The 6,227-nt window shown below is 36.1% G+C and carries 4 protein-coding genes, 3 tRNA genes and 2 pseudogenes; 1 reads left to right on the top strand and 8 read right to left on the bottom strand.

The genetic code is table 11. The features are described from left to right. The 8 genes and pseudogenes from V757_RS27710 to mnmG form a co-directional block, all read right to left on the bottom strand. On the bottom strand, positions 1–188 hold a 188-nt coding region (locus V757_RS27710; protein WP_023953050.1), incomplete at its 3' end, for a GTP-binding protein. Positions 189–245: 57 nt separating this feature from the next. Continuing rightward, positions 246–320 (bottom strand) — tRNA-Thr (locus V757_RS26240). 9 nt (positions 321–329) lie between these two features. Next, a tRNA-Gly gene (locus V757_RS26245) sits at positions 330–403 on the bottom strand. 65 nt (positions 404–468) lie between these two features. Then, positions 469–554: transfer RNA gene (locus V757_RS26250), tRNA-Tyr, on the bottom strand. Between the two features lie 452 nt (positions 555–1,006). Then, positions 1,007–1,912 carry a ParB/RepB/Spo0J family partition protein gene (locus tag V757_RS26255; protein WP_023953052.1) on the bottom strand — a complete coding sequence of 302 codons (906 nt, stop codon included), beginning with the start codon at positions 1,910–1,912 and terminating at the stop codon, positions 1,007–1,009. 45 nt (positions 1,913–1,957) lie between these two features. After that, on the bottom strand, positions 1,958–2,740 hold the full coding sequence (locus tag V757_RS26260; protein ID WP_023953054.1) for a ParA family protein: 783 nt from the start codon (positions 2,738–2,740) through the stop codon (positions 1,958–1,960). A gap of 1 nt (position 2,741) precedes the next feature. Next, positions 2,742–3,401 carry a 16S rRNA (guanine(527)-N(7))-methyltransferase RsmG gene (rsmG, locus tag V757_RS26265; RefSeq protein ID WP_023953056.1) on the bottom strand — a complete coding sequence of 220 codons (660 nt, stop codon included), beginning with the start codon at positions 3,399–3,401 and terminating at the stop codon, positions 2,742–2,744. A 13-nt stretch (positions 3,402–3,414) separates the two neighbouring features. Continuing rightward, positions 3,415–5,311, bottom strand: a pseudogene (gene mnmG / locus V757_RS26270) (tRNA uridine-5-carboxymethylaminomethyl(34) synthesis enzyme MnmG). Positions 5,312–5,594: 283 nt separating this feature from the next. Here mnmG and V757_RS26275 point away from each other — a divergent pair. Continuing rightward, a pseudogene (locus V757_RS26275) lies at positions 5,595–6,227 on the top strand (aminotransferase class I/II-fold pyridoxal phosphate-dependent enzyme); the annotation flags it as partial.

Raw genomic sequence — 6,227 nt, forward strand, 5'->3', positions numbered from 1 at the left:
TCGTAATTACCACGTGCWCGCTCTTCAGGTGCCGCATCAATCGCCGCATAGTCTTTCGCTTCACCACCGAACTCTTTCGATAAGACAGTAGTAATCGCTGCTGTTAATGTGGTTTTACCGTGGTCTACGTGACCAATTGTACCTACGTTTACGTGCGGTTTGGTACGTTCAAACTTTTCTTTTGCCATGACCCAAGACTCCTGAAAATGTCTTTGTGGAAATTAATGAATAATGAAAACTTGCTCTGGTGCCCATGGCGGGAATCGGACCCGCGACCTCTCCCTTACCAAGGGAGTGCTCTACCACTGAGCCACATGGGCAAGTTAATTTGGAGCGGGCGAAGGGAATCGAACCCTCGTCATCAGCTTGGAAGGCTGTTGCACTACCATTGTGCTACGCCCGCAAAATTCTAAGCCCTAATTTATTTATAAACTAAATATGAAAATTTACTTTAGGAAATAAACAAACTGGTGGTAGAGGTTGGATTCGAACCAACGTAGGCGCTAGCCAACAGATTTACAGTCTGCCCCCTTTAGCCACTCGGGCACTCTACCCCAAAGGAATTTGAGATTATGAACTGATTTCTATAGCTTGTCAAGAAGCTTGTAAGAAATCCTCATATATGGGATGCGAACAAAATTTTGTGTTGTATTTTTGTTGCAAGAATGAAATTTTATCAAATTTCACAAAAATTACAAGCCTTTTTAATAAACACTTCTCAATATTCTTTTAATTATTCTATTTTCATCTTTTTAAATAGTTTATTAGTTGTTTAAATGCCTAAAAAAATAACTTGTTTACGAATACCACTTGTCTCTAAACTTCCAGCCCACTTCTATAGACTTTATGTATATTGATAATCATTAATAAATCATAAAAATCATTTTGAGTATTTCCAAGTTTCAGCATGTGTTGTTCCCTACTACTTTTTACATCGGGTTAAGTAAATATGAGAACTTTATTTACCATATATCCCGATGTAAAAGCGATGAGAGAACAACAACGCCTATTCATCAAATACACTTGATAAACCCATTTTTTCTAGTAAAGAATTAATGTGTTCACTATTACTAAAGTCAATAATCAATTGTCCACTACCTTTTTTGCCCATTTTAAAACTAACAGTTGTGGCTAAATAATCAGATAAATTTTCTTGTAAACGATCTAAATCTCTATTAACAGCTTTCTTTTTATTAGTTGCTGGTTTAGCTTCTTCCCCAGCTAGAATTTTATTAACTAATTTCTCGGTTTCTCTAACCGATAATTGTTTTGCGTGAACTTGATTTGCCACGATAATTTGCTGAGCATTATCTAGGGATAATAATGCTCTAGCATGCCCCATATCAATATCGCCAGCATTAAGCATTGTTTGAACTGGAGCAGCTAGGTTTAATAAACGTAATAGATTAGTCGTTAATGACCGAGAACGACCAATTGCTTGGGCAGCTTTTTCATGGCTAAACTTAAATTCATCAATAAGCCTTTTAATTCCTCTTGCTTCTTCTAATGGATTTAAGTCCTCACGCTGCATATTTTCGATAAGCGCCATGATAGCAGCATTTTGATCGCTAACATCTTTGATTAATACGGGGACTTCTGTTAATCCAGCTAATTTTGCTGCTCTATAACGTCTCTCTCCAGCAATAATCTCATAGCGACCATTTGCAATAGGACGAACTAAAATAGGTTGCATTAACCCCTGTTCTTTAATGGAGTCTGCTAGCTCTATTAAAGCCGTTTCGTCCATATGGCTTCTAGGTTGATATTTACCTGCTTGTAACACATCCAATGCTAACTTACTTGTTTCAGCACTCGGCTTGTTTTGCAATGCATCAAAAACGTCCTTGTCCTCACCAAGTAGATTTTCCAAACCTCTTCCTAATCCTTTTTGTAGGTTTTTTGGCTGTTGCAACTTTTTTAGCTACAGTTTTTGATGCTTTACTTGTTTTAGTTACGCTCATTGTTTTTTATCCATTGCTTTTACACGTTTAATAAGTTCAGCACCAAATGCTTCATAAGATTTAGCGCCACGCGAAGATTTATCATAAATAATGCCCGGTATTCCATGACTTGGAGCTTCGGCTAAACGAACATTTCTTGGAATAATAGTTTTATACACATTTTCTTTAAAATGTGCGACTAACTGTTCCGAAACCTGCTGCTGCAGAGTTATTCTAGGATCAAACATGACTCGAAGAATACCTATTTGAGTTAATTCTGGATTTATATTCTTATGCACTCGCTTAATTGTACTGACTAAGTCAGCCAAACCCTCAAGCGCAAAATACTCACATTGCATAGGAATAATTACACCATGTGCGGATCCAAGTCCATTTAATGTTAACAAGGATAATGTTGGCGGGCAATCGATAAGAATAAAATCATATTGCGAATCTACTAGTGCCAATGCATTTTTGAGTTGGTGCTCACGATTATCCAAATTAACTAAATCAATTTCAGCACCAGATAATTCTCTATTTCCAGGTAATACATCATAGTTTCCTGTTTCAGAGCGTACTCTCGCCTCTTCTACAGTTGCATGATTAATGAGAACTTGATAAATAGTCGCTTTAACAGTATTTTTATCAATACCACTCCCCATTGTTGCATTCCCTTGAGGATCAAGATCAATCAACAATACCTTTTTCTTATGTGCAGCTAAACTAGCTGCAAGATTAATCGCTGTGGTTGTTTTACCCACACCACCTTTTTGATTTGCAATACAAAAAATCTTAGCCAACTTAGTCTTCCTTAACGTGTCGTAGATAGATTAAACAACGCTCTGCTTCTAATTGCGGAACGGTGATAGGTATGCATTTTTCAATTCGCCATGAAGTCTTTTCTCTTAACTCTTGTACTTCTTCTTCCAGATAATGTCCCTTCATCGCTAATAATACCCCATGAGGAGCTACATGCTTACCTGCTAGATTAGCAAAATCAGCAAGTGATGCAAATGCCCTAGAGATAACTATATCCACTGGTTCTATATCATAATTCTCAATACGAATATGATTAGACTTCAGATTAGGTAACTTTAAGATACCAGCAACCATAGTAATAAAACTAGTCTTTTTTTCAACAGCATCAATACATTCGATCAGCCAAGTAGGATTCATTATCGCCAAAACAACACCTGGCAATCCACCACCAGACCCTACGTCTAAAATTCGAATAGTTTGATCTAATTCAAATAATTGCCTGATGGGTTTAACGACAGATAAACTATCTAAAATATGATGAACCAATACTTGTTGCTTAGTCTTAAGCGCAGTGAGATTATAGGTTTTATTCCATTTAAGCAATAATTCCATATACTCCATTAAATGATGCTTTTGCTGTTCCGATAACTCTAAACCCAAAGCATTTGCGCCTAATTCAAGCCTTTCTAAAATACCATCCATAATATACAAATCTTTAAACTGTAGTTTGCATACGTTTTAATTGAATTAATAATAAAGAAATTGCAGCAGGAGTTACCCCTGAAATTCGACTTGCTTGACCAATTGTTTCTGGACGATGTTCTTTCAATTTTTGTCTTACTTCAAAAGAAAGATTTGTCATTGAATCATAATCAATCGAGGAAGGAATTTTCTGGTTTTCATTATTCATATGCCTGCTAACTTCTTCTTGCTGTCGAGCAATGTAACCCGCATATTTCAATTGAATTTCCACTTGCTCAATTTCCATTTTTGACAAAACAGTTTCTGGTAAATAATTATTTTCTGAAGGCAAACTTAATAACTGATCATAAGTAACATTAGGGCGCTTCAACAAATCAGCAAGCAAATAATCACGTTCGAGAGGTTTACCAAATGCCGCTATAGCATCTTCTTCTTGATATGTACGAGGACTTACTCTAATGCTTTGTAATCGTTGAATTTCTTTTTCAATGTTGTCACGCTTCCTACAATATACATCCCAGCGATCATCTGGAACTAAACCTAAGCTACGACCAATTTCAGTGAGACGATAATCAGCATTATCTTCTCGCAAGCTTAAACGATATTCAGCACGAGATGTAAACATACGGTAAGGCTCAGTAACTCCTCTGGTAATTAAATCATCAACCAGCACACCAAGATAAGCTTGATCACGTCTAGGCGTCCACGGCTCAAGATCTTTGGCATAACGAGCCGCATTTAGCCCTGCCAACAGTCCTTGTGCAGCAGCTTCTTCATAACCAGTGGTTCCATTAATTTGACCAGCAAAAAATAAACCTTTTATCACTTTTGTTTCTAGACTTGCTTTTAAGCCTCTAGGATCAAAATAATCATATTCAATAGCATAATCCAGGCCTTAAAATATGTGCATTTTCCAAGCCCGGCAAAGAATGTATTAGATCTAATTGGACATCAAATGGAAGACTAGTAGATACGCCGTTTGGATATATCTCATTCGTTAGCAACCCTTCTGGTTCCAAAAAAATCTGATGAGATTCTTTATCAGCAAATCGTTTGATTTTATCTTCGATAGAAGGACAATAACGTGGACCCACACCATCAATTACACCTGTATAGAGAGGTGATCTATCTAATCCATTTAGAATAATATCGTGAGTTTTTAAATTTGTATGAGTAATCCAGCAAGATACTTGCTTAGGGTGCATTGACTCATTACCCATATATGAGAATACAGGTATTGGGTTAGTATCGCCCGGTTGTTCCTGAAGTTTAGAATAATCAATTGTTCTGGCATCAATACGTGGAGGAGTACCTGTTTTCAACCTTCCCTGAGGTAAATTCATTTCTTTTAAGCGGTGAGCCAAACTTATTGAAGGAGGATCACCTGCCCGCCCAGCCGAATAATTACGCAGCCCAATATGAATTAAGCCATTTAAGAAAGTACCTGCTGTCAATACAACCGTTTTTGATCTAAACTTTAAACCAATTTGCGTTACAGCACCAACAACTTTATCTTCTTCTAGAATCAAATCATCAACACCTTGCTGAAATAGATAAAGATTTTCTTGATTTTCTAACTTACTTCTAATTGCTTGTTTATATAGCAACCTGTCGGCTTGCACCCGAGTAGCTCTAACTGCAGGACCTTTTGATGAATTCAATATTCTGAATTGAATCCCCCCTTCATCTGCTGCAAGCGCCATTGCACCACCCAAAGCATCGATTTCTTTAACCAAATGCCCTTTCCCAATCCCACCAATAGAAGGATTACATGACATTTGACCCAAGGTTTCAATGTTATGTGTTAATAATAAAGTTTTTGAGCCAGTCCGAGCAGCCGCTAATGCCGCCTCAGTACCAGCATGACCGCCACCCACTACAATGACGTCAAATTCGTCTGGATAATTCATGAATTAGATTTGATGAACAAAGAAGATATTATGAAGTTGTTCCACGTGGAACATTTTCGCTATTTTAACATTCTTTGCTTAATTTACCCAATTTATTAAAACAAAATATCACTTTTTAATTTTTATAGAATTTATTAATGTTCCACGTGGAACAATTTGTGGATAACTCTGTGAATATCTTATGAATAAAGGTTAGATAATTTGTTAATAATATAATTGTTTTCAAAGGAAAACTAGTCTACACTTACCTAACAGTGATTATTAAATAATTAAAAGGTTTGCTATGCTTAATTCTAAACTTCCTGATGTTGGTACAACCATTTTTACCATAATGAGCCAATTATCCGCAGAACAAAAAGCGATAAATTTAGGTCAAGGTTTTCCTGAATTTAATCCTGACGAAAAATTAATTGCTTTAGTTGATAAAGCGATGAAAGATGGTTATAACCAATATCCATATATGCCTGGTGTTGCTCCACTAAGAGAAGAAATAGCCTTAAAAATGTCTACTCTATATGCGGCAAAATATGATCCTTTAACTGAAATTACAGTTACTAATGGAGCAACTGAAGCTATTATGGCTACTATTCTTGCCGCTGTATCCGTAGGCGACGAAGTTATTGTATTAGAGCCTTGTTATGATTCATATGTTCCTAGCATTCGTTTAGCAGGAGGTACGCCTATTTTTGTGCCTTTAACTGCTCCAAAAAATGAAGGGGAATCTTTTAGTATTGATTGGGAAAGGGTTGAATCAGCTATTACTGAAAAAACAAAATTACTTATTCTAAATTTTCCTCATAATCCTACAGGAATTACACTTAAAGAAAATGATTTAAATATTTTAGAAGGTATTCTTGATAAGCATAATATTTTAATATTCTGACGAAGTATATGAACATATTGTTTTTAATAATAA

The organism is Pelistega indica (assembly GCF_000506865.1).
Taxonomy (GTDB): domain Bacteria; phylum Pseudomonadota; class Gammaproteobacteria; order Burkholderiales; family Burkholderiaceae_B; genus Taylorella; species Taylorella indica.

Bases quoted from the DNA above. Each gene is read 5' to 3' on its own strand.
- rsmG (WP_023953056.1), bottom strand. From the start codon at position 3,401: ATGGATGGTATTTTAGAAAGGCTTGAATTAGGCGCAAATGCTTTGGGT.